The sequence below is a fragment of the Rhodoferax sp. RT4P68 genome (assembly GCF_056521305.1).
The window spans coordinates 249,990-268,703 of sequence record NZ_JBWMBB010000004.1; the positions used below are offsets into that span (position 1 = coordinate 249,990).

At 69.6% G+C, this 18,714-nt stretch carries 17 protein-coding genes; 11 read left to right on the forward strand and 6 right to left on the reverse strand.

Annotated features, from left to right (window positions below; genetic code table 11):
- Positions 1 to 157: 157 nt before the first annotated feature.
- On the forward strand, positions 158 to 889 hold the full coding sequence (locus AC099J_RS10575) for a glutathione binding-like protein (protein ID WP_479615200.1): 732 nt from the start codon (positions 158 to 160) through the stop codon (positions 887 to 889).
- On the opposite strand, the gene lolD is transcribed toward AC099J_RS10575, so the two are convergent.
- A complete protein-coding gene (lolD, locus tag AC099J_RS10580) occupies positions 886 to 1,620 on the reverse strand; it encodes a lipoprotein-releasing ABC transporter ATP-binding protein LolD (protein ID WP_479615201.1) in 735 nt (244 codons plus the stop codon). The two genes, AC099J_RS10575 and lolD, sit on opposite strands and share 4 nt — an antisense overlap.
- Positions 1,613 to 2,869, reverse strand: a complete 1,257-nt coding sequence (locus AC099J_RS10585) for a lipoprotein-releasing ABC transporter permease subunit (RefSeq protein WP_479615202.1) — start codon at positions 2,867 to 2,869, stop codon at positions 1,613 to 1,615. Before AC099J_RS10585 ends, lolD begins: the two co-directional genes overlap by 8 nt.
- 84 nt (positions 2,870 to 2,953) lie before the next feature.
- Here AC099J_RS10585 and AC099J_RS10590 point away from each other — a divergent pair, with 84 nt between their 5' ends.
- Both AC099J_RS10590 and recJ read left to right on the forward strand, forming a co-directional pair.
- Complete coding sequence (locus tag AC099J_RS10590; protein WP_479615203.1) at positions 2,954 to 3,898, forward strand: phosphoglycerate mutase; 945 nt, start codon at positions 2,954 to 2,956, stop codon at positions 3,896 to 3,898.
- On the forward strand, positions 3,895 to 5,607 hold the full coding sequence (gene recJ / locus AC099J_RS10595) for a single-stranded-DNA-specific exonuclease RecJ (protein WP_479615204.1): 1,713 nt from the start codon (positions 3,895 to 3,897) through the stop codon (positions 5,605 to 5,607). The genes AC099J_RS10590 and recJ overlap by 4 nt, the downstream gene beginning before the upstream one ends.
- Before the next feature lie 50 nt (positions 5,608 to 5,657).
- On the opposite strand, the gene AC099J_RS10600 is transcribed toward recJ, so the two are convergent.
- Together AC099J_RS10600 and AC099J_RS10605 are read right to left on the reverse strand one after the other, a co-directional pair.
- Entirely contained in the window at positions 5,658 to 6,398 is a 741-nt protein-coding gene (locus AC099J_RS10600; protein ID WP_479615205.1) for a LytR/AlgR family response regulator transcription factor, read from the reverse strand.
- Between the two features lie 16 nt (positions 6,399 to 6,414).
- Positions 6,415 to 7,452: a sensor histidine kinase gene (locus AC099J_RS10605; protein ID WP_479615206.1), complete on the reverse strand. Its 1,038-nt coding sequence runs from the start codon at positions 7,450 to 7,452 to the stop codon at positions 6,415 to 6,417.
- A 104-nt stretch (positions 7,453 to 7,556) separates the two neighbouring features.
- Between AC099J_RS10605 and argH the strand changes: the two genes are divergently transcribed.
- Together argH and AC099J_RS10615 are read left to right on the forward strand one after the other, a co-directional pair.
- Positions 7,557 to 8,972, forward strand: coding sequence for an argininosuccinate lyase (gene argH / locus AC099J_RS10610; RefSeq protein ID WP_479615207.1), 1,416 nt, complete (start codon positions 7,557 to 7,559; stop codon positions 8,970 to 8,972).
- A 108-nt stretch (positions 8,973 to 9,080) separates the two neighbouring features.
- Positions 9,081 to 10,205: a 3-deoxy-7-phosphoheptulonate synthase gene (locus AC099J_RS10615; RefSeq protein ID WP_479615208.1), complete on the forward strand. Its 1,125-nt coding sequence runs from the start codon at positions 9,081 to 9,083 to the stop codon at positions 10,203 to 10,205.
- An 81-nt stretch (positions 10,206 to 10,286) separates the two neighbouring features.
- Here AC099J_RS10615 and AC099J_RS10620 read toward each other — a convergent pair whose 3' ends face one another.
- Positions 10,287 to 11,000, reverse strand: a complete 714-nt coding sequence (locus tag AC099J_RS10620; protein ID WP_479615209.1) for a YebC/PmpR family DNA-binding transcriptional regulator — start codon at positions 10,998 to 11,000, stop codon at positions 10,287 to 10,289.
- 250 nt (positions 11,001 to 11,250) lie between these two features.
- Between AC099J_RS10620 and AC099J_RS10625 the strand changes: the two genes are divergently transcribed.
- The 4 genes from AC099J_RS10625 to AC099J_RS10640 all read left to right on the forward strand — a co-directional run bounded on the left by AC099J_RS10625 (position 11,251) and on the right by AC099J_RS10640 (position 15,002).
- Positions 11,251 to 12,348, forward strand: coding sequence for an acyltransferase family protein (locus AC099J_RS10625; RefSeq protein WP_479615210.1), 1,098 nt, complete (start codon positions 11,251 to 11,253; stop codon positions 12,346 to 12,348).
- A 76-nt stretch (positions 12,349 to 12,424) separates the two neighbouring features.
- Entirely contained in the window at positions 12,425 to 13,096 is a 672-nt protein-coding gene (locus AC099J_RS10630) for a response regulator (protein WP_479615211.1), read from the forward strand.
- Entirely contained in the window at positions 13,086 to 14,417 is a 1,332-nt protein-coding gene (locus AC099J_RS10635; protein WP_479615212.1) for an ATP-binding protein, read from the forward strand. Before AC099J_RS10630 ends, AC099J_RS10635 begins: the two co-directional genes overlap by 11 nt.
- Before the next feature lie 138 nt (positions 14,418 to 14,555).
- Positions 14,556 to 15,002 carry a CopD family protein gene (locus tag AC099J_RS10640; protein WP_479615213.1) on the forward strand — a complete coding sequence of 149 codons (447 nt, stop codon included), beginning with the start codon at positions 14,556 to 14,558 and terminating at the stop codon, positions 15,000 to 15,002.
- 7 nt (positions 15,003 to 15,009) lie between these two features.
- On the opposite strand, the gene AC099J_RS10645 is transcribed toward AC099J_RS10640, so the two are convergent.
- Entirely contained in the window at positions 15,010 to 15,492 is a 483-nt protein-coding gene (locus tag AC099J_RS10645; RefSeq protein WP_479615214.1) for a DUF2231 domain-containing protein, read from the reverse strand.
- Here AC099J_RS10645 and coxB point away from each other — a divergent pair.
- Both coxB and ctaD read left to right on the forward strand, forming a co-directional pair.
- Positions 15,484 to 16,224, forward strand: coding sequence for a cytochrome c oxidase subunit II (gene coxB, locus AC099J_RS10650; RefSeq protein WP_479615215.1), 741 nt, complete (start codon positions 15,484 to 15,486; stop codon positions 16,222 to 16,224). The two genes, AC099J_RS10645 and coxB, sit on opposite strands and share 9 nt — an antisense overlap.
- The gene (gene ctaD / locus AC099J_RS10655; protein ID WP_479615216.1) at positions 16,221 to 18,713 is read left to right on the forward strand and encodes a cytochrome c oxidase subunit I; all 2,493 of its coding nucleotides are present in this window, start codon (positions 16,221 to 16,223) and stop codon (positions 18,711 to 18,713) included. The genes coxB and ctaD overlap by 4 nt, the downstream gene beginning before the upstream one ends.
- Position 18,714 lies beyond the last annotated feature (1 nt).

Here is an 18,714-nt window from a genome sequence, read left to right on the forward strand (position 1 = left end):
CAGGGGAACTCCTGTGGCACCGCCCCACCCTCAACCCAAGCCGGGTGCACCGCCTGCGCGGGATCGAGTCCTACAAGCCGCCGCGTTAACTGTGAAATACTGTATCTGGGTACACGAGCCACAAGCCCCAGCGCCGTGGTACACAGGGAACCTGTTCATGATCGACTTGCACTACTGGCCTACACCGAACGGGTGGAAAATTTCCATCATGTTGGAGGAGTGCGGCCTGGCGTACCGCATGGTGCCTGTCAACATTGGCCGCGGCGAGCAGTTCACGCCTGAATTCGTGGCGTTGATCAATCCGCACCACAAGATGCCGGCGATCGTCGATTCAGACCCCGCGACCGGTCGCGAGCCGCTGACCATCACCGAAAGCGGTGCCATTTTGCTGTACCTGGCAGAAAAGACAGGCCGCTTCCTCTCTGAGACCGACCGTGAGCGCTTGGCCGTCATGCAGTGGCTGATGTGGCAGATCGGCGGGCTTGGCCCCATGGCCACGCAAAACGGCTACTTTCTGCAGTACGCGGGCGAAACGGTGCCGTATGCAATTGAGCGTTACGGCAACGAGGTGCGTCGTCTGTATGGCGTGCTCGACCGGCAGCTGGCTGTGACGGCCAGCCACGTGGCCTGCAAGGATTTCTCGATCGCCGACATCGCCGTGCTGCCCTGGATCCGCATGCACAAGGCGCACCACATCGACCTGGCCGACTTTCCCCATGTGGCCAGCTGGTATGCGCGCGTGATGGAGCGCCCCGGCGTTCAACGCGGCCTGGCGCTCGGCCGCGAGCTGCGCGCCCCGGTGCTGAGCGAACAGGCACGCGAAGCCTTGTTCGGCGTATCGGCAGCGCCCAACGGCACCCGCAGCCGGCCCCGGCAACGGGCTGGTTAGTTGGTTACCGCGCCGGGGGCATCGGGTCTACCCGCCTCGGTCAGCACACCACGGTTCAAGCGCAGCAGACGGCCGCAACGGGCAGCCAGCGACTCGTCGTGCGTGACGACGATGAACGAGGTGCCGTGGTCCCGCGCAAGCCGCAGCATCAGCCCGAAGACGCCCTCGGCCGTGGCGCGGTCCAGGTTGCCGGTCGGCTCATCAGCCAGCACGCAGCGCGGCGACGCCACGAGCGCGCGCGCAATCGCCACGCGCTGGCGTTCACCGCCGGACAGTTCGGCCGGCCGATGCGCCATGCGGTCCGCCAGGCCCACCTCGGCCAGGATGGCGGCGGCCTGCGCAGCCGCTGCGGCCTTGGTCTCGCGGCGAATCCACAGCGGCATGGCCACGTTGTCCTGCGCGCTGAACTCGGGCAGCAGGTGGTGGAACTGGTAGACGAAGCCCAGCTCGCGGTTGCGCAGGGCGCCCTGCGCCGCAGGGCTCAGCGCGGCCATGGCCTGGCCGGCCAGCTGCACAGTGCCGGCGCTGGGCGCGTCCAGCCCGCCCAGCAGATGCAGCAAGGTGCTCTTGCCCGAACCCGATGCGCCGACGATGGCCAGCGTCTCGCCGGGATGCACATCCAGATCAACGCCCTGCAGCACGGTCACGTCGAGCCGGCCTTCGTGGAAGCGCTTGGTCAACCCGCGGGCCTGCAGCACAGCGGGCTTGGCGGTCACTTGCAGATCACTCATAGCGCAATGCCTCCGCCGGGTTCACGCGGCTGGCGCGCCAGCTCGGGTAAATCGTTGCCAGGAACGCCAGCACCAGCGAGATGATGGCGATCGGCATGATGTCGGCCTGCTGCGGATCGCTGGGCATGCGGTTGATCAGGTAAACCTCGCGCGGCAGAAAGCTGGCCGAGAACAGCCGCTCCAACGCCGGCACGATGACATCGATGTTGTAGGCAATCCCGAGCCCCAGTGCGAGGCCGGCCAGCGTGCCGATCACGCCGACCATCGCGCCCTGCACCATGAAGATGCCCATGATGCTGCGCGGGCTGGCGCCCAGCGTGCGCAGGATGGCGATGTCGGCACGCTTGTCCGTCACCGTCATCACCAGCGTGCTGACCAGGTTGAACGCGGCCACGGCCACGATCAGCGTGAGGATGATGAACATCATGCGTTTCTCCAGCTCGACGGCGGCGAACCACGTCTTGTTCTGCCGCGTCCAGTCGCGGATCAGCAAGTCGCCGCTCAGGCTGCCGGCCAACTCCATCGCCACGGTGCGCGCCTGGTGCAAGTCCTGCAGCTTCAGGCGGATGCCGGTCGGGCCCTCCAGCCGGAAGATGCGCGCCGCATCGTCGACATGCACCATGGCCAGCGCCGAGTCGTACTCGTAGTGGCCCGAGTCGAACACGCCGACCACCGTCATCTGCTTGAGCCGAGGCACCACGCCAGCCGGCGTCACCTGACCGCTGGGGGCCACCAGCGTCACTGGGTCGCCCTCGCGCACGCCCAGGCTGCGCGCCAGCTCTACCCCCAGCACGATGCCGAAGGCGCCGGGCTGCAGCTGCGCGATGGCTTCGCCCCGGCCGGCGGCGGCCACATCGGTGACCTGGCCCTCGGTCGCCGGGTCGATGCCGCGCACCACGGCACCCTTCATGTCCTCGCCGCGCGCAATCAGCGCCTGGCTGGCGATGAAGGGCGCAGCGCCGACCACCTGCGGGTTGCGCCGGGCTTCGGCCATGGTGCTGGCCACGTCCTGCAGCGCAGCGCCCTGCGGCGCGTAGATCTCCACATGCGAGACCACGCCCAGCATGCGGTCGCGCACCTCCTTCTGGAAGCCATTCATCACCGAGAGCACGATGATCAGCGCGGCCACGCCGAGCGCGATGCCGAGCATGGAGACGCCGGAGATGAAGGAGATGAAGCCGTTGCGACGGGTCGCGCGTCCGGCGCGTGTATAGCGCCAGCCGACCGTCAGTTCATAGGGAATTTGCATCGACCGGGGACACGTCGGCACCACCAGAGCGGGGTGCGCGTGACCGGAAAAAACCGGGATTGTGGCATCCCGGACAATGCCCCCATGCCGGACAACGTCCATTTCCTGATCGACCACGCCACCACCGCCGCGCCCGCCGCACGCGAAGTGCTGGCCCGCCTGCAACTGCCGCATCTGCAAGCGCTGCTCGCCACGCTGAGCCCTCTGCCGCCCGTGCAGCTGCTGCCAGAGGCCTTCGACACCCCGCTGGAGCGCGTGCTGGCCGAAGCCTTCGGCTTGCCCCTGGCCGACGGCCGCATCCCCTGGGGGGCCTGGCACGCCGCGCAGGCCGGCCTGGCCACCGCTGACGCTGCATGGGCGGTGCTCACGCCTTGCCACCTGCAGGTCGGCATGAACGAAGTCGCCATGACCGACCCGGCCACGCTGCAGCTGCCGCCTGATCAGGCGCACGCCCTGGCGACCAGCATGGCGCCCTATCTGGCCGAAGACGGCATCCACATCCAGGCGTTCGCCGATGGCCGCTGGCTGGCCCATGGAGAGCCCTTGCGTGACCTGGCCACGCCCTCGCCCGAGCGCGTGCTCGACGAAGACCTGAAACCGTGGATGCCCGCCAGCCCCCTGCTGCGCCGGCTGCAGAACGAGATGCAGATGCTGCTCTACACCCACCCCGTCAACACCGAACGCGAACAGACTGGCCAGGCCCCCATCAACGCGCTGTGGGTCCATGGTTGCGGCCCGCTGCCAGCCGGCGCCTCCCGCAGCCGCGCGGCACCCCCCACGGTGCTGACGGACCTGCGCGCGCCGGCACGTCAGCAGGACTGGCACGCCTGGGCCGCGACGTGGCAGCAGATCGACGCCACGCACGGCGCCGCGCTGGCTGATCAGCAGCGCCAGGGCCGCGCGGTGCAGCTGACGCTGTGCGGCCCGGCCCGCAGCCAGACCTTCACCGACACCGACCGTGGCGCGCTGGCGCGGCTGGCGGCGCGCTGGCGCCGGCCGCGGCTGGCGGACCTGCTGGCGGCCGCATGAAGATCCAGACCCGCGATGTGCCGCCCCGCGCCGCCTGGGCACTGGAACAGGCCGGCGTGCACCCGCTGCTGGCGCGCCTGTACGCGGCGCGCGGCGTACGCGCCTTCGACGAGCTCGACAACGGCCTGGCGCGGCTGCTGCCACTGGCGGGCCTGAAGGGCGCCGCCGACGCGGCCCGGCTGCTGGCCGACGCCATTGCCCGCGACGCCCGCATCTGCATCGTCGCCGACTACGACTGCGACGGCGCCACGGCCTGCGCCGTCGCCGTGCGCGGCCTGCGGCTGCTGGGCGCGCGCCACGTCACCTACCTGGTGCCTGACCGCGTCGTCGACGGCTATGGCCTGACCGCCCCCATCGCCGACCGTGTGCACGCCAGCGGCGCCGACGTGCTGGTCACCGTGGACAACGGCATCGCCAGCGTCGACGGCGTGGCGCGTGCGCGCGCGCTGGGCCTGTCGGTGCTGGTGACCGACCACCACCTGCCGGCGCCCGTGCTGCCCGAGGCAGAAGTCATCGTCAACCCGAACCAGCCCGGCTGCAGCTTCGAGAGCAAGTCGATGGCGGGTGTGGGCGTGATGTTCTACGTGCTGCTGGCCCTGCGCGCCGAACTGCGCGCGCGCGGTGCCTTCACCGCCGAGCAGCAGCCCAAGCTCGACGCCCTGCTGCCCCTGGTCGCACTCGGCACCGTCGCCGATGTCGTCAAGCTGGACAGCAACAACCGCCGCCTGGTGGCGCAGGGCCTGAAGCGCATCCGCGCCGGCAGCATGCAACCCGGCATCGCCGCGCTGTTCGAGGCAGCGGGACGCAAGGCCGCGCAGGCCACGACCTTCGACTTCGGCTTTGCGCTCGGCCCGCGCATCAACGCCGCCGGCCGGCTGGCGGACATGACGCTGGGCATCGAATGCCTGCTGACCGACGATGCCGGCCGCGCCGCCGAGCTGGCGCGCACGCTGGACGGCATCAACCGTGAACGCCGCAGCATCGAAGGCGACATGCGCGAGCAGGCCATGGTGATCGCCGAATCGCTGTTTGGCGCGGACGAAGAGGCCCCGCCGGCCATCTGCGTCTACGACGCCGAGTTCCACGAGGGCGTGGTGGGCATCGTCGCCTCCCGCCTCAAAGACCGGCTGCACCGCCCGTCGTTCGTCTTCGCCGCCTCGCGTGCGCCGGGGCACGAGGGCGAGCTCAAAGGCTCAGGCCGCTCCATTCCCGGCTTCCATCTGCGCGACGCGCTGGATCTGCTGGCCAAGCGCCACCCCGGCGTGCTGCTGCGCTTCGGCGGCCACGCCATGGCGGCCGGCTGCACCATCGCCGCCGACGGCTGGCCGCAGTTCGACCAGGGCCTGCGCGACATCGCTCGCGAATGGCTGGACGAAGCCGCGCTGACGCGCCGGCTCGACACCGACGGCCCGCTGGCCCCCGAGTACCGCCGCGCCGACATGGTCGACACCCTGCACCGCGAGGTCTGGGGCCAAGGCTTTGCCGCGCCGACCTTCAGCGAAGAAGTCGAAGTGCTGTCGCAGCGCCTGGTCGGCGAGAAACATATGGCGCTCAAGCTCAAGCACCAGGGCCAGCCGGTCGACGGCATCTGGTTCGGCCGCAACGAGATGTTGCCCAACCGCGCCGTGCTGGCGTTCCGGCTGGAGACCGACGAATGGCAGGGTGTGCGCCGCGTGCGCTTTCTGGTCGAAGGGATGGAAGGCGGCTGAGCCGCAGCGCGGGGTCGCGTGGGCAGGACACGGTGCCTGCCTGCCAACTCTCAGCCCGACAGCACCTCGCGCACCGCCGCCAGCTGACGGCGCGAGACCGCCAGCGGCTCGTCCAGCCCATGCAGGCGCACGGCCCAGCCTTCGCCCTCCTCCGGGTCGTAGTGCTTCTCCAGCGCCCGCAGTGCGCGCCGGGCCACCAGTGCATTGCGGTGGATGCGCACGAAGTGCGTCGGATGACGTGCCTCCAGCTCGCTCAACGAGCCGTCCAGGATGTAGCTGCGCGCCAGCGTGCGCACGGTCACGTACTTCAGCTCGGCCTTCAGGTAGAGCACCTGCGACAGCGGCACGCGCTCGGTGCGCCCACGGTCCTGGATCAGGATGGCCTCGTCCAGGTCGGGCTGCGTCGGCGCGCCGCCCAGCCCGCGCAGCCGCTCGACCTTCTGCAGCGCGTGCTGCAGGCGCTGCAGCCGCACCGGCTTGGTCAGGTAGTCGGCCGCCTCGACCTCGAAGGCCTGCACCGCGTGCTGCGAAAACGCCGTCACGAACACCACCACCGGCGGGTTCGGCAGCGAGCGCAGGTTGTTGGCCAGCACCAGCCCGTCGGTGCCGGGCATGTGGATGTCCAGCAGCGCCAGGTCGAAGGTCTCGCGCTGCAGCAGCGCCATGGCCTCGGCCGCGTTGCCGGCCTCGCCACAGACCATCGCCGCCGGGGCGTTGCAGTCGCCCAGCAGCGTGCGCAGGCGCAGCCGCGCCAGGGGCTCGTCATCGACGATCAGGACCTTCAATGCCATGCGACACCCTCTTTGTTCAATTCGGCACCTCGACCCGCACCTGGAACACGCCACCCCGCAGCGCCGCGTGGAACTGGCCCTGCATATCGTGCAGCAGCCGCAGGCGGTCGCGCACGTTTTCCAGCGCCAGCCCGTGCCCGCGCACCCCCTGGCCGGCCGGCACCGTGTTGATGACCTTGATCACCACCGTGCCGGCACGGCGCTCGCTGGAGATGCGCAGATCGGCACCGGTGTCGCTGGGCTCCACGCCGTGGCGCACCGCGTTCTCCACCAACGGCTGCAGCAGCAGCGGCGGCAGGCGGGCGCGGCCGGCGGCCGGGTCCAGTGACCACTGCACGCGCAGCCGGTCGCCAAAGCGCACCTGCTCGATCGCCAGGTAGCGCTGCGCCAACGCAATCTCCTGCTCCAGCGACACCGACTCGCCCTGGTCCACGAGCGCCTTGCGGAACAGGTCGGACAGATCCTCCAGCATCGCCTCGGCTTTGGCCGGCTCGGCCCGCACCAGCGCAATCGCGCTGTTCAGCGTGTTGAACAGGAAGTGCGGCCGGATGCGTGCCTGCAATTCAGACAGCCGCGCCGCCGTGGCTGCGGGTGTGCGCGAACGCGCCCGCAACACCAGTCCCGCCACCAGCAACACGGACAGCAGCACGCCCGTCACGGTGCTGGCGAGCCACGGTGGATCGGCCGCCGCGCTGCTCACGGTCAGCACGGCGCAGGCCACCAGGCCGGCCATCGCCCCCAGCACCACGCCGACGGGGTAGTGCGCCCGACGGCCCAGCCGCCCCAGATGGCGTTTGAAGCTGCAGGCCGCCACCAGCCACAGCAAGGTGGCAGGCAGCGCGCCACCGGTCATCAGGGCGGTGCGTTCGAGCCACTGCATGGGATCGGCGGCGCCGAACATGGCACCGACCGCCATCACCGCCTCGACAAAAAGCACCGCGCGCAGCACCACCCCTGGCTGGCAGGCGTCGAAGACGAGTACGGACGGCGAACGGCCCCGGGCGTCGGGGCCGGCCAGCTCCTGGAAGGCCGATAAAATTTGCGAGTCCTTCATGCGCGTGCTGCAGGCGGTTTTTGATTATGGTGCAGCGCCACACGCGCGCCGCCGCTTCACCGCCGCACGCTCCCCCTTCGATCCTCTGCCACAGGCTGCCCCGCATGTCCCACAACCAATTCGACAAGAAATCCCAGGCCTGGTCGGCGCTGTTCTCCGAGCCCATGAGCGACCTGGTCAAGCGCTACACCTCCAGCGTGTTCTTCGACAAGCGCCTGTGGCAGGCCGACATCGCCGGCAGCCTGGCCCATGCCGACATGCTGGCAGCGCAGCACGTCATCTCGGCAGAAGACCTTGCCTCCATCCAGAAGGGCATGGCGCAAATCACGGATGAGATCGAGGCCGGCCAGTTCGAGTGGAAGCTCGACCTGGAAGACGTGCACCTGAACATCGAGGCGCGCCTCACGCAGTTGGTGGGCGATGCCGGCAAGCGCCTGCACACCGGCCGCAGCCGCAACGACCAGGTCGCCACCGACGTGCGCCTGTGGCTGCGTGGCGAGATCGATCTGATCGACAGCCTACTGACCGATCTGCAAAAGGCTCTGGTCGATATCGCCGAGCAGAACGTCGACGTCATCCTGCCCGGGTTCACACATCTGCAGGTGGCCCAGCCGGTGAGCTTTGGCCACCACATGCTGGCCTACGTGGAGATGTTCGCGCGCGACAGCGAGCGCATGGCCGACGTGCGCCGCCGCGTGAACCGCCTGCCGCTGGGCGCCGCCGCACTGGCCGGCACCAGCTACCCCCTGGACCGCGAACGCGTGGCGCGCACACTGGGCATGTTGGACGCTGACGGCGCGCCTGCGGTCTGCCAGAACAGCCTGGACGCGGTGAGCGACCGCGACTTCGCCATCGAATTCACCGCCGCCGCCAGCCTGGCCATGGTGCACATCAGCCGCTTCAGCGAAGAGCTGATCCTGTGGATGAGCCAGAACTTCGGCTTCATCCAGATCGCCGACCGCTTCACGACCGGCTCGTCGATCATGCCGCAGAAGAAGAACCCCGACGTGCCCGAACTGGCACGCGGCAAGACCGGCCGCGTGGTCGGCCACCTGATGGGCCTCATCACGCTGATGAAGGGCCAGCCCCTGGCCTACAACAAGGACAACCAGGAAGACAAGGAGCCCCTGTTCGACACGGTCGACACCTTGAAGGACACCTTGCGCATCTTCGCCGAGATGGTGGGCGGCATCACCGTCGTGCCGGCCGCCATGGAGCAGGCCGCCGCGCGCGGCTACGCCACGGCGACCGACCTGGCCGACTACCTGGTCAAGAAGGGCCTGCCGTTTCGCGATGCGCACGAGACCGTGGCCCACGCCGTCAAGGCCGCACAGTCGCACGCGTGCGATCTGTCCGAGCTGCCGCTGGCCGTGCTGCAGGGCTTCCATGCCTCGATCGAGAAAGACGTGTTCGACGTCATGAGCCTGCGCGGCTCGCTGGAGGCGCGCAACACGCTGGGCGGCACCGCACCCTCGCAGGTGAAGGCGCAGATCGCGCGGCACCGCACGCGGCTGGGCTGACCGTTCACCCCCGCTGGCGGCGCGGCCGTCAGATCGGCGGCGGCGCGCCTTGCGTGGCGCAGGCGCCAGGGGTACAACGCACACCCCTTTAGCCACCAGGCCCCCACCATGACGCGTATCGACGATCCCACGCACGACCAGGAAGCTGGCGTGCGCGACAGTACGCAGGACACCACGCGCATCGACGATGTACGCATCTCGGCCGTGCGCCCGCTCATCTCGCCGGCGCTGCTGCTCGACGAGCTGCCGGTGCCGCCCGCTGTGCAAAGCCTCGTCGAACGCAGCCGGCTGCAGATCGCCGACATCCTGCACGGCCGTGACGACCGGCTCATTGTCGTCACCGGCCCCTGCTCCATCCACGACCACGGCCAGGCCATGGCCTATGCCCAGCACCTGAAGGCCCTGCAGCCCAAGGTCGAGAAAGAGCTGCTGCTGGTGATGCGCGTCTACTTCGAAAAGCCGCGCACCACGGTCGGGTGGAAGGGCTACATCAACGACCCGCGGCTGGACGGTAGCTTTCGCATCAACGAAGGCCTGCGCAAGGCGCGCGAGCTGTTGCTCGACGTCGGCGCGCTGGGCCTGCCGACCGGCAATGAATTCCTGGACCTTCTGAGCCCGCAGTACATCGCCGACCTCATCGCATGGGGCGCCATCGGCGCGCGCACCACCGAAAGCCAGAGCCACCGGCAACTGGCATCCGGCTCCAGCTGTCCGATGGGCTTCAAGAACGGCACCGATGGTGGCGTGCAGATCGCCTCCGACGCGATGCTGGCCGCGCGCGCGCCGCACGCGTTCATGGGCATGACCAAGATGGGCCAGGCCGCCATCTTCGAGACGCGCGGCAACCCCGATTGCCACGCCATCCTGCGCGGCGGCAGCAAGGGCCCGAACTACGACGCCGAGCATGTGGACGCCGCCTGCGCCGTGCTCAAGAAAGCCGGCCTGCGCGAACAGTTGATGGTGGACTGCTCGCACGCCAATTCGTCCAAGCAGCACGCACGCCAGATCGTGGTGGCCGAAGACGTGGCGCGCCGTATCGCGGGTGGCGACGGGCGCATCACCGGCATCATGATCGAGAGCCACCTCGAAGAAGGCCGGCAGGACCTGCAGCCCGGCGTGCCGCTGCGCTACGGCGTGTCGGTCACCGATGCCTGCATCGGCTGGGTGCAGACCGAGCCGGTGTTGCGCCAGCTGGCCGATGCCGTGCGCGCGCGCCGCACAGCGCTGACTTGAACCGCACCTGACCGTCTGCGGGCTCTCGTCCTGTGGGCCGGAAGGCTGCAGGCCGGGGGCTCAGGTTGTCGCGCCGAAAGGTCAGGCCGCCAGCCCCACGAACAGGTTCTGCACGTCGTCGTTGGCGTCGATGGCAGCCAGAAAAGCCTCCACCTCTTCCAGCTCGGCCGCTGACAGGCTCGTCGCCGCAATCGGGTTCTTGGCCTTGTAGCCCAGCTTGGCCGACAGCACGGTGAAGCCGTGCGCCGGCAGCGCGCGGCTGACCAGATCGAGGTCATGCGGGTCGGTCAGGAACAAGGTGCTGCCCTCCTCATGGCCGGGCTCGAAGTCCTGCGCACCGGCCTCAATGGCGGCCAACTCCGGGTCCGCGCCCGCAGCGGCGGGCTCGGCCTCCACCATGCCGAGATGGTCGAAGTCCCACGCCACCGAGCCCGAAGTGCCCAGGTGCCCCTTGCGGAACAGCACGCGCATCTCCGGCGCGGTGCGGTTCACGTTGTCGGTCAGGCATTCGACCATCACCGGCACGCGGTGCGGCGCAAAGCCTTCGTAAATCACATGCTCGAAGTGCACGGCCTCGCCAGTCAGGCCCGCGCCCTTCTTGATGGCGCGGTCCAGCGTGTCCTTGGGCATGGACACCTTGCGCGCCTGATCGACCACCAGCCGCAGCTTGGCGTTGCCGGCCGGGTCAGCGCCACTGCGCGCGGCCAGCATGATGTCTTTGGCCAGTTTGCTGAACAACCGCCCCTTGGCATTCGCGGCCAGTTCCTTGCCCTTTGCTTTCCACTGCGCACCCATGTCGCTGCTCCTCGTAGTTGCCGCCTGCCAGTGGGCCAGCGCCGATGTCGGCCGGCCGTCGCGCGCGGTAAAGCGCAATTAGGCCACGCTCCGGGTCGCGCCCCACCACCGAAGCCGACATTTGCGCACTTCTGGTAAACAATCGTTTCGATCAGTTCTGTGACATATGTCTCGCGTACAGTACAGAACACAAGCGAAGTCCAAATTCGGCATAACTTCGCCTGTACACGGACAACAGAATTTAATGGGCGTGATCAGGATTCTTCTGGCGCTGGTCGTGGTGTTCGGCCACACCGGCTCGCCAGCCATCTGGCAAGGCACGGGCGGCGTGGCCGCCGTGCAGACCTTCTTCATGATCTCGGGCTTCTACATTGCGATGACGCTGGGCACTGCATACCGCGATGCAGACCTGATGTTCTGGATCAACCGCGCGCTGCGCCTGTACCCCGTCTATGGAGTCGTCGCTGTGCTGGCCCTCGTCGGCAAGGGGTGGACGCAGCCCGGCTTTTCCGCGGCCTTCGAGGCGCTGCCCGGCGGCGCGCAAACGCTGCTGACGTTCTCCAACGTCATGATCTTCGGCCAGGACTGGGTGATGTTCGCGGGCGTGCGCGACGGCGCACTGGCGTTCTTCACCGATTTCCGAACGTCCACGCCCATGCTGTATCCGTTCCTGATGAGCCCGCCCGGCTGGTCGCTCGGGACCGCGCTCACCTTCTACATGCTGGCGCCCTTTCTCTTCAGGCTGCGCACGCGAACGCTGCTGGCGCTCATGGGCGCCAGCCTGGTCCTGCGCGTCGTCCTGGTGCAATCCGGCCTGGCGCACGACCCGTGGAGCTATCGCTTCTTCCCGACGGAGCTCGCCGCCTTCCTCGCCGGTGGCCTGGCCTGGCGTGCCACGCCCTGGGTGCGCGGCAGGCTGGGCGCGAACTTCAAGCCTCTGTGCCCGTATGCGACCTGGCTGGTCATCGGGTTGATCGTGGTCTGGGGCACCCTGCCGGGCTACAACGACGGGCTGAAGAAGGCATCGGCGTTCTACCTGGTGTTCCTGGTCTGCCTGCCGTTCGTCTTCGCCCATACCCGGTCAAGCCGCCTCGATCGCGCCATCGGCGACATGTCTTACCCGCTGTACATCTCGCACTGGGTCACCTTCGAGTACCTGAACGCGCTGTTCGGCGCGCCGCAGGGCCTGGTTGCCGTCAGCCTGCGCGTGCTGGCGGCGGTGGCCGTGGCCTGGCTGCTGTGCCGCCTGGTGGACGCGCCGGTGCAGCGCATCCGGGACATCATCCGCGCGGCCACCGAGTCTTCGCGCCTGCGCATCCGCGAACCCTGGCCGACGACGTTGCGCTGACGTTGCGCCGGCCTTAAGCCTGGCTTCAGCCTGGCGCCGTCACCCTCGGGATAATCGCGCTCCCGAAAGGCATCCCATGCGCATTCTGCTGGTCGAAGACGACACCATGATCGGCGAGACCGTGCTGGACCTGCTGCGCGCCGAGCGCTACGCCGTCGACTGGGTGCGGGACGGCGACATGGCCGACCAGGCGCTGCGCAGCGAGCGCTATGACCTGGTGCTGCTGGACCTCGGCCTGCCCCGGCGCGACGGCCTGGAGGTGCTGCGCACCCTGCGCGCGCGGGGCGACGCGGTGCCGGTCCTGATCGTCACCGCGCGCGACGCGCTGGAGCAGCGCGTGGCCGGGCTGGACGCTGGCGCCGACGACTACGTGCTCAAGCCCTACGAGCTGGACGAACTGCTGGCCCGCGTGCGCGCGCTGATCCGGCGCAGCACCGGCCGCGCCGACCCGGTCGTGCGCTACCAGGGCCTGGCGCTGAACCCGGTCACGCACGAGGCCACGCGCGACGGCCAGCCGGTGGCGTTGTCGGCCCGCGAATGGGCAGTGCTGGAGGCCTTGATGAGCCGCCCCGGCGCCGTGTTCTCGCGCACGCAACTCGAAGAGAAGCTCTACAGCTGGAAGGACGACATCAGCAGCAACGCGGTCGAGGTCTACATCCACGGCCTGCGCAAGAAGCTGGGCGCCGGCCTGATCCAGAACGTGCGCGGCCTGGGGTACCTGATCCCGCACCCGACCGATGCGCGCTGACCGGCCCCATTCGCTCAGGCGCCGGCTGCTGGGCTTCATGATGACGGCGATCGTGCTGGCCGCCGCCGTGCAGGCCGTCACCGCCTGGCGCAGCGCCATCCGCCAGGCTGACGAAATGTTCGACTACCACCTCCAGCAGATGGCCCATGCGCTACGTGGCGGCCTGCCGCTGGCACCGCCCACGCTGGAGGCCGACGGCAGCGAGGAATACCAGATCCAGATCTGGGGACCGGACGGCGTGCAGCTGTTCCGCTCGGCCCCCGTGCCGCTGCCGCCGCGCGCGGTGCTGGGCTTCTCCGACGCGCGGCTCCGCGGCGTGCACTACCGCGTCTATGCGCTGCAGACGCCGTTCCAGACCATCCAGATCGCGCAGAACCTGGACGCGCGCCAGGCACGCGCCCGTGCGCTGGCGCTGCGCGCCATGCTACCCATGGCGCTGATGGCGCCGCTGCTGATGCTCTTGGCCTGGTGGGGCATCAGCCGCTCTCTGGCGCCGCTGGAGCGCACGCGCGCCGAGGTGGCGCAGCGCGCCGCCGACGACCTGGCCCCGCTGGTCGGCGACCGCCTGCCGCAGGAGGTGCAGCCGCTGGTGGACGAGATCAACCTGTTGTTCGGCCGGCTGAACCAGGCCTTCGCGGCGCAGAAATCATTCGTCGCCAACGCCGCGCACGAACTGCGCTCGCCGCTGACAGCCCTCAAGCTGCAGGTGCAGGCGCTGGAGCGTGCCGGCGCCGACGAGGCCGCGCGTGGCGTGGCAGTGGCCCGGTTGCAGCAAGGCATCGACCGCGCGATCCGGCTCATGCAGCAGCTGCTGGTGCTGGCCCGCCAGCAGGCCGAGACACCCGCCAGCACGGCAGCACTGCCGCCACTGGCGCTGGCCCCGCTGGCCCGCCAGGCCGTCACCGATGCACTGCCACAGGCCAGTGCATTGGGCGTCGACCTGGGTCTGGACGTGCAAGGCAACGAAGAGCTGCTGCAGCCGGTGCCTGGCGACGCCGAGGCGCTGCAGATCCTGCTGCGCAACCTGCTGGACAACGCGCTCAAGCACAGCCCGGCGCAGGGCCGGGTCGATGTGGTCGTGGCACCCGGTTGCATCGCCGTGCACGACAGCGGCCCCGGCATCGCGCCCGAGGAGCGCGAGCGCGTGTTCGAGCGCTTCTACCGCAGCGCCGACGCGCCCAGCGGCGGCAGCGGCCTGGGCCTGGCGATCGCCCGCACGATCGCAGACCGGCACGGTGCCACGCTGCAGGCGGGTACATCGACGCGCCTGGGTGGGGCGTGCTTCACGCTGCGGTTTGCGCCCGCCCACGCGGCGGCTTGAGGCCCCGCACGTCACTACAGCCGATCCGCGCACAGGGGTGTAGGCCGCATCCGACCCCTCATCGGCGCGCGGGCTGCTGGACGCCCAGGAACGGCGCGGCAACACTGCCCATTTCGCGCCGCTGTCGGCCCCCTTCGCATGCACATGCTCGCCGCATGGACGCCATGGATCAAGTTCGTGCACTTGTCTGCGCTGCTGATCTGGTGCGCCTGCTTGATCGCTCTGCCGTCCTTGCTGGCGTTGATGCCCGTGACCGAAGGCAGAGTGACCCGCCGACGGGTGCGGGCTGGCGCGCGATTCGTCTACATCGCCGTGGCTTCGCCGGCCGCCGTGGTGGCAGTGGTGTCGGGCACGGCCATGGTCCATGTGATGCAGGTCTACGAACCGTGGTTCTTCGCCAAGCTGACGCTGGTGGCGGCCATGGTGCTGTTCCATGCCAGCTGCGGCAAGCTGGTGTTGGTGCTGCGCGAGCGGCCGCAGAGCTGGGCGCCGGGCGTGCTGCTGGCACTGGCGGCACTGCCCTGCGCCTTGATCCTTGGGGTGCTGTGGCTGGTGTTGGCACAGCCGCAGTGGGTGCTGTCCTGAGCCCGCCTCAGCCCTCTTCGTCTTCGTCCATAACCCCCACCCGATGCTCGAACACCAGCGTTGCGCCCAGCCAGCCGGCCACGCCCACCAGCAAGAAGCCCAGGCCGGACAGGTACATGCCCATGGGCACGATGTGCGCCTGCGCGTCCGACAACCGCAGACCCCAGTTGGCCACGCCGACCGACAGCAGCATCACGGCGACGACGAAGTGGCTCCAGGCCGCGGCGCGGCGGCGGATGTCGCGCACCGTCAGCAGCTCCATGGCGCCCACCGCGCCCGCCCCGATGCCGCTCAACGCGCCGCCACCGGCCAGCCACAGCGACATGCGTGCCCAGAACGGGTCGCTGAAGTACCACCACGCGATGTCGCTGGCCAGCACGCTGACCAGGAAGGCGATCGGAAAGGGCACCAGCATCGCGTGCGCGGGGTGACCGAAAAAATGCACGCGGGTTGCCGCGCCGTGGGGGATGGGGTCGGCGTAGTGCTTCATGCGAAGCGCAACTGTAGTGGCCGCCGCCGGTGGCGCGCTGCCGGTGCGCATGCCGTCGGCCTGTGCGCCATCGCCGCGCTGGCCGGCTGCAACACCGCCGGCCCGCTCTCGGCGCTCGATCCGGCCGGCCCCGGTGCCGCGCCCATCACACAAGTGTGGTGGGTGATGTTCTGGGCCGGCATGGCGCTCACAGGGGGCATGACGGCGCTGGGCCTGGTGGCGGTGCTGCGGCGCCGGCGCGGCCCCCAGGTCTCGCAGCGCGCCGAGCAGGCCTGGCTGGTCGCTGGCGGGCTGGTGCTGCCGGGCGTGGCGATCTGTGCGCTGCTGGTGTGGGGGCTGCGTGCAGGCCACGCGCTGCTGCCGCTGCCCCGCGCGACGCCGGTGTTCACGGTGGACGTGACCGCGCGCCAATGGCAATGGGACGTGGGCTATCCGGCGCACCCCAGCGCGCCGGTGCAGCCCAACCGCATCGACATCCCGGTCGGCCAACCGGTGGATGTGCGCCTGCGCACGGCCGACGTGATCCATGGCTTCTGGGTGCCGCGCCTGGGCGGAAAGATGGACACGATCCCGGGGCGTACCAACGTCGTGCGGCTGCAGGCCGACGCGCCGGGCGTCTACCGCGGCGTCTGCGCCGAGTACTGTGGCACCGGCCACGCGCGCATGCCGATGGAGGTGCATGCGCACGCGCCCGATGCGTTGGCGCGCCGCCTGGCAGGGGGTCAGCCATGACGCACCCCGTGGCCCTGCACCGCCGGCTGCAGCGGGTCTGGGCCAACCCGCGCGGCTGGCGCTCGCTGTCGGCCGTCAACCACAACATCGTGGGGCGGCGCTTCATCGCCACCGCCCTGGCCTTCTTCTTCGTCGGCGGCATGCTGGCGATGCTGATCCGCGCCCAGCTGGCAACGCCGCAGTCGGCCTTCCTCGACGACGCGCTGTACGCCCAGGTCTTCACGATGCACGGGACCATCATGATGTTCCTGTTCGCGATCCCGCTGATCGAGGGCTTCGCGATCTACCTGCTGCCCAAGATGCTGGGCGCGCGCGATCTGGCCTACCCACGGCTGGGGGCGTTCGGCTACTGGTGCTATCTGCTGGGCGGGCTGATCCTGCTGGGCGCGCTGGCGGCCGGGTTGGCACCGGACGGCGGCTGGTTCATGTACACGCCACTGTCCAGCGCCACGCACACGCCCGGCGTCAACGCCGACGTGTGGCTGCTGGGCATCACCTTCGTGGAGATCTCGGCGGTGGCGGCGGCGGTGGAGATCATCGTCACCATCCTGACCATGCGCGCGCCCGGCATGCGGCTCGTGCAGATGCCCCTGTTCGCCTGGTACATGCTGGTCACGGCCGGCATGATGCTGGTGGGCTTTCCGCCGCTGATCCTGGGCAGTCTGATCCTGGAGCTGGAACGCGCCGCCGGCTGGCCGTTCTTCGAGGCCGCGCGCGGGGGCGACCCGCTCCTGTGGCAGCACCTGTTCTGGCTGTTCGGCCACCCCGAGGTCTACATCATCTTCCTGCCCGCAGCGGGCATCGTCTCCACGCTGGTGCCCACCTTCGCGCAGCGCCCGCTGGTGGGCCGCTCGTGGGTGCTGGCCAGCGTGGTGGCGATGGCCTTCATCAGCTTCGGCCTGTGGGTGCACCACATGTTCACGGTGGGCATTCCGCATCTGGCGCTGGTGTTCTTCTCGGCGGCCAGCATGCTGGTGGCGATCCCCACTGCCGTGCAGCTGTTCGCCTGGATCGCCACGCTGTGGCACGGCAAACCCAAGCTCGCCCTGCCGATGCTGTGGCTGCTGGGCTTCCTGGTGGTGTTCGTCTGCGGTGGCCTCACGGGCGTGATGCTGGCACTGGTGCCGTTCAACTGGCAGGCGCACGACACGCATTTCGTGGTCGCCCACCTGCACTACGTGCTGGTCGGCGGCTTCCTGTTCCCGTTCCTGGCCGGCGTGTACTACTGGTTCCCGCACCTGTTCGGGCGGCAGACGCTGCCGCGCCTGGGGGCCTGGGCGTTCTGGCTGGTGTTCGTGGGCTTCAACACCACGTTTTTCGTGATGCACCTCACCGGCTTGCTGGGCATGCCGCGCCGCGTGGGCGGCTACGTGACCGGGCTGGGCTGGGACCTGCCGAACCTGGTGTCCTCGATGGGCAGCTTCGTGATGGCGATCGGCTTCTTCCTGCTGTTGATCGACCTCGTCGTGAGTGCCTACCTGGGCCGGCGTGCGCCGCAGAACCCCTGGGGCGCCCCCACGCTGGAATGGGCCATGCCGACGCCGCCCCCCTTCTACAACTTTGCCAGCCAGCCGCGCGTGGCAGGCGACGAGCCGCTGTGGGCCGAGCCCGATCTGGGCGCACGCGCGGCCGCCGGCGCCGGCCTGCTGGCGCACGCGCACGACGACGAGCAACACACCCTGGGCTGCGATCCGATTACTGGCGAGCCCACCCACGTCGTGCGCCTGCCGCGACCGAGCTGGCTGCCACTGGTCGCCGCGCTGGCCGTGGGCACCGTCTTCATGGGCCTGTTGACCAAGACCTACTGGCTGGCGCCGCCGGCCGCACTGCTGGCGCTGGCGCTGTTCTGGCGCTGGGCCTGGTCCATCGGGCTGCGGCACGACCCGGCACCGGTCGATGCCGGCCACGGCCTGCGGCTGCCTGTGCACGACGTGGTGGAGCGCGCGCCCGGCCGCGCCGGCCTGCTGTGGACGCTGGTGGCCAACGGCAGCTTCTTCGTCTCGCTGCTGTTCGGCCATGCCTACCTGGCCACCGTGGCGCCGGGCTGGCCACCACCGAACTGGCTGCCACCGCAACTGGCGCTGCCGCTGGCCGCTGCGCTTGCCCTGGGCCTGGCCTGCGCCGCCATGCGCCATGCGGTGCGCGCCAATGCGAGAGGCGACGCCACCGGCCGGCAGCGCGCCCTCCTGGCCGCGCTGCTCGCGTCGCTGGCCGCCACGGCGTTGCTGCCCGCTGGCGTGCTGCCCGGCATGCCGTCGCCGCGCGAACACGCCTACGGCGCCATGCTCGGCTTCTGCCTGGCCTACGCGGTCGTGCACGCGGCCCTGGGCGCGGTCTTCGCCGCCTACGCGCTGGCGCGTGGACGCGCCGGCTTTCTCTCGCCGCTGCGCTGCGTGGAATTGCAGAACGCGCGGCTGTGGTGGGACTACACGGCAGTCACCGGCGTCGTGCTGCTGGCGGCGATGCACCTGCCGGCCTGGGCGCACTGAC

Excerpts from the sequence above, each read along its gene's own strand:
- AC099J_RS10575 (WP_479615200.1), top strand. The coding sequence starts at position 158 with ATGATCGACTTGCACTACTGGCCTACACCGAACGGGTGGAAAATTTCC.
- lolD (WP_479615201.1), bottom strand. The coding sequence starts at position 1,620 with ATGAGTGATCTGCAAGTGACCGCCAAGCCCGCTGTGCTGCAGGCCCGC.
- AC099J_RS10585 (WP_479615202.1), bottom strand. The coding sequence starts at position 2,869 with ATGCAAATTCCCTATGAACTGACGGTCGGCTGGCGCTATACACGCGCC.
- AC099J_RS10590 (WP_479615203.1), top strand. The coding sequence starts at position 2,954 with ATGCCGGACAACGTCCATTTCCTGATCGACCACGCCACCACCGCCGCG.
- recJ (WP_479615204.1), top strand. The coding sequence starts at position 3,895 with ATGAAGATCCAGACCCGCGATGTGCCGCCCCGCGCCGCCTGGGCACTG.
- AC099J_RS10600 (WP_479615205.1), bottom strand. The coding sequence starts at position 6,398 with ATGGCATTGAAGGTCCTGATCGTCGATGACGAGCCCCTGGCGCGGCTG.
- AC099J_RS10605 (WP_479615206.1), bottom strand. The coding sequence starts at position 7,452 with ATGAAGGACTCGCAAATTTTATCGGCCTTCCAGGAGCTGGCCGGCCCC.
- argH (WP_479615207.1), top strand. The coding sequence starts at position 7,557 with ATGTCCCACAACCAATTCGACAAGAAATCCCAGGCCTGGTCGGCGCTG.
- AC099J_RS10615 (WP_479615208.1), top strand. The coding sequence starts at position 9,081 with ATGACGCGTATCGACGATCCCACGCACGACCAGGAAGCTGGCGTGCGC.
- AC099J_RS10620 (WP_479615209.1), bottom strand. The coding sequence starts at position 11,000 with ATGGGTGCGCAGTGGAAAGCAAAGGGCAAGGAACTGGCCGCGAATGCC.
- AC099J_RS10630 (WP_479615211.1), top strand. The coding sequence starts at position 12,425 with ATGCGCATTCTGCTGGTCGAAGACGACACCATGATCGGCGAGACCGTG.
- AC099J_RS10635 (WP_479615212.1), top strand. The coding sequence starts at position 13,086 with ATGCGCGCTGACCGGCCCCATTCGCTCAGGCGCCGGCTGCTGGGCTTC.
- AC099J_RS10640 (WP_479615213.1), top strand. The coding sequence starts at position 14,556 with ATGCACATGCTCGCCGCATGGACGCCATGGATCAAGTTCGTGCACTTG.
- AC099J_RS10645 (WP_479615214.1), bottom strand. The coding sequence starts at position 15,492 with ATGAAGCACTACGCCGACCCCATCCCCCACGGCGCGGCAACCCGCGTG.
- ctaD (WP_479615216.1), top strand. The coding sequence starts at position 16,221 with ATGACGCACCCCGTGGCCCTGCACCGCCGGCTGCAGCGGGTCTGGGCC.